2 protein-coding genes and 1 pseudogene are annotated in these 3,369 nt (G+C 66.5%); 2 read left to right on the top strand and 1 reads right to left on the bottom strand.

All coding sequences use genetic code 11. The annotated features are described in order from the left end of the window. Positions 1–1,332 (bottom strand): DNA primase (gene dnaG, locus DBR23_RS11995; protein WP_199227687.1); only part of this gene is annotated, 1,332 nt, incomplete at its 3' end. 58 nt (positions 1,333–1,390) lie between these two features. Here dnaG and DBR23_RS12000 point away from each other — a divergent pair. Together DBR23_RS12000 and DBR23_RS12005 are read left to right on the top strand one after the other, a co-directional pair. Beyond that, complete coding sequence (locus DBR23_RS12000) at positions 1,391–2,494, top strand: PotD/PotF family extracellular solute-binding protein (RefSeq protein WP_369882104.1); 1,104 nt, start codon at positions 1,391–1,393, stop codon at positions 2,492–2,494. Positions 2,495–2,497: 3 nt separating this feature from the next. Next, positions 2,498–3,369 (top strand): annotated as a pseudogene (locus DBR23_RS12005) (GGDEF domain-containing protein); the annotation flags it as partial.

The raw sequence follows: 3,369 nt of genomic DNA on the forward strand, positions 1-3,369 counted from the left end.
ATGGTGTGCAGCGCGCAGGCCGTCGCGGGCGGCGGCCTGGCCCCACAGGTCGGACAGGTCGCGGGCATTGAGCTGGGTCAGCTCGGCCAGCTCGCCCAGCAACTGGCGCTTGAGCACGCCGTCGGGCAGCGCCGTCCACAGCGGGCGTGCATTGCTGGCCATGTGGGCACGTCCTTCGGCGGTGGCCAGGTCGCAGCCCTCGCTGGCCGATTCGACCAGGAAGCGGCTCAGCGGCATCGCGTCGCTCACGTGGCGCGCAAAGGCGTCGGTGCCATGGTCGCGGATGAAGCTGTCCGGGTCGTGCTCTGCGGGCAGGAACAGAAACTTGATGCTGCGTGTATCGGTAGCGTGGGGCAGGGCGCCGTCCAGGGCCTTGCGCGCGGCGCGCCGCCCGGCGTTGTCGCCGTCAAAGCTGAACACTACCGCGTCGGTAAACCGCAGCAGCTTTTGCACATGCTCTGGCGTGCACGCCGTGCCCAGTGTGGCCACCGCGTTCGGAAAACCCAGCTGCGCCAGGGCCACCACGTCCATATAGCCCTCGGTGACCAGCGCGTAGCCCGCCTCCCGGATGGGCGTGCGGGCCTCGAACAGCCCGTACAGCTCGCGCCCCTTGTGAAATACCGGGGTTTCGGGGGAGTTGAGGTACTTGGGCTTGTCGTCCCCCAGCACCCGGCCACCAAAGCCGATGTACTCGCCCTTGACGTTGCGGATGGGGAACATCACCCGGTCGCGAAACCGGTCATAGCGCTTGCCACCGTCTTCGTCGTTGACGATGACCAGGCCGCTTTCCTCCAGCAGCGGGTCGTCGTAGCTTGGGAACACGCTGGCCAGGCTGCGCCAGCCTTCGGGCGCGTAGCCCAGGCCGTAGCGCTTGGCCACCGCGCCCGAAACACCCCGGCCCTTGAAATACCCAATGGCGCGCTGCGACTCGCGCAGGTGACGGCGGTAGGCGTCGGCGGCTTTCTCCAGCACCTCGTTCAGTGTGGCTTGTTTCTGGCGCGCAGCGGCGGCACGTTCCTTTTCTTGCGGGGAGATGTCGTCGTCGGGCACCTGCAGGCCCACGCTCTGGGCCAGGTCCTGCACCGCCTCGACGAACCCCATGCCCGCGTGGTCCATCAGAAAGCTGATGGCATTGCCGTTCTTGCCGCAGCCAAAGCAGTGATAGAACTGCTTGGCGGGGCTGACGCTGAAAGAGGGAGACTTCTCTCCGTGAAAGGGGCACAGCCCCATGAAATTGGCGCCACCTTTTTTCAGCTGGACGTAGCGCCCCACGATGTCCACCACGTCCACACGGGTGAGCAGTTCCTGAATGAAAGACTGAGGGATCGTCACGCGCCCTATTGTCCGCGTAAACTCTTTGTAACCAGTTATTGCTGGAAAGGCTTTTGGCATGGGGTTCGCGGCATGTGGGCGGGCGTTGGCGGGTAGGGCGCTGCACGGGTGGCGCGCCAGCCTGCCCGTGCTGCTGTTCGCGCTGGCGGGGCTCGCATGGCTGCCGGGGGCCTCGCAGGCCGCGACGGTCCTCAGGGTGCTGGCCTGGCCGGGTTATGCCGACCCGGACTTTGTCGCGGTGTTCGAGAAGCGCCATGGGGTCAAGGTGGAGATCACCATCGTGGCATCCGACGACGTCTTGCGCGCCAAGATGGACAGCACCGACGGGCCGGGTTTTGACCTGGTGGCTGCCAACACGGCGGAAATTGCGCGGCTGATCCTCCATGACAAGCTCGCGCCGTTGCCGCTCGGCAACATCCGAAACACTGCTGGGCAGCTGCCCCGGTTTCGCCAGCTGCACACCATCTCGGGCATTGGCTGGCGGGGCGAGGTCTATGCCATGCCCTTCACCTATTCCGAGATGGGGCTGGTGTACGACCGCCAGCAGTTCAGCACGCCACCGCAGTCGATCGCCGTGCTGTGGGACCCACGCTGGCAGGGCAAGGTGCTGGCGTTTGACGGCAGCAGCCACGGTTTTTCGCTGGCCGCCATGCGCCGGGGCCTGCCGCCGTTTCGCATCGACGCCGCCCGTTTCAGCCCGCTGGCCAAGGACCTGGTGGCCCTGCGGCGCAATGTGCGGTCGTTCTACAGCCTGCCCGAGGAGTCGGTGGAGCTGTTTCGCAAGCACAAGGTGGCGGTAATGCACGCCAACTACGGCCAGCAGCAGCTCAAGCAGCTGCGCGATGCGGGACTGGATGTGGGCTACGTGGTGCCCAAGGAGGGCGCGCTCGCCTGGCTGGATTGCTGGGCCATCACCCGCCGCTCCACCCAGGTAGCGCTGGCTGCCGAGTGGATCAACTACATGCTCGACCCGGCAGTGAGCCGCGAGTTCACGCGGCGCCAAGGGCTGGCCAACACCCTGGACGAGCCACCAGCGCTGGCGGGCGATGTGCCCGGGGGGACCATGGGCCCCATCGTGTGGCTGGAACCGGTGGAAGACGAAGCCCTGCGCGCACGCCTGTGGCAACGCATCGTGTCGGGCGACCGACCCAACCGGTTCTGACCGATGGCACGCGTGAAATGGAGCATCGCGCTGAGGTTGGGGGCCTTGCTGGCCTCGTTCAGCGTGTTCGCGGCCATTCTGGCGGGCTACTACACCTTTGACTCGAGCCGCGAACGCCTGCAGGGGCGGGCCGAGCGCTCGCTGCTGGCCACCACGCAGGTGCTGGCGCGCCACATGCAGGCGGGCTTTGGCACGGTGGCGCGCGACACAGCCTTTCTGGCCGACGCCGCTGCCGTCGAACAAGACCAGGGACGGCTGGCCGACCTGTTCAAGGCCAACCTGCAGGCCCATCCCGCCTATTTGCAGATCCGCTTCATCAGCGCCAGCGATTACGGGCTGGAGCTGGTGCGCATCGACCGCCAGGGCGACAAGCTGGTGCGCGTGCCCGATGACCAGCTGCAGGAGAAGTCGCACTTTCCGTTTGTGTTCGAGGCCCTCAGCCTGCCCGATGGCGAGGTGTACGTGTCCGAGTTCGGCATCAACCACGAAGACGCCGCACAGGAGGCAGCCGTGCCCGTGTTCAATATGGCGTCGCCCGTGGTGCTGGGGGGGCAGCTGCGGGGCGTGGTGGTGGTGCGGGTGGCGGCGGCGCCGTTCCTGCACAACTTCAACGCAGCGCTGCCGACCCCTTACGGTTTTTATCTGAGCAACCGCTGGGGCGACTTTCTGGTGCACCCGGATGCCACGCAGACCTTTGGCTTTGACCGGGGCCAGCGCATTCTCATCCAGGAGTCGTTCCCGCAGGTGGCCGCATTGGTCGACGGCCGCGCTGAAGAGGCGGTGCTGAGCCAGCCCGGCACCGACGACGAAGAGGCGCGCGTGTTCGCCTTTGTGCGCATGCCCTTTGGCAATGCGGACGAAGGGCGCTTCATGGT

Origin of the sequence: Acidovorax sp. HMWF018 (assembly GCF_003061035.1) — a bacterium.
In the GTDB taxonomy this organism is placed as follows: domain Bacteria; phylum Pseudomonadota; class Gammaproteobacteria; order Burkholderiales; family Burkholderiaceae_C; genus Acidovorax; species Acidovorax delafieldii.

Excerpts from the sequence above, each read along its gene's own strand:
- DBR23_RS12000 (WP_369882104.1), top strand. The coding sequence starts at position 1,391 with ATGGGGTTCGCGGCATGTGGGCGGGCGTTGGCGGGTAGGGCGCTGCAC.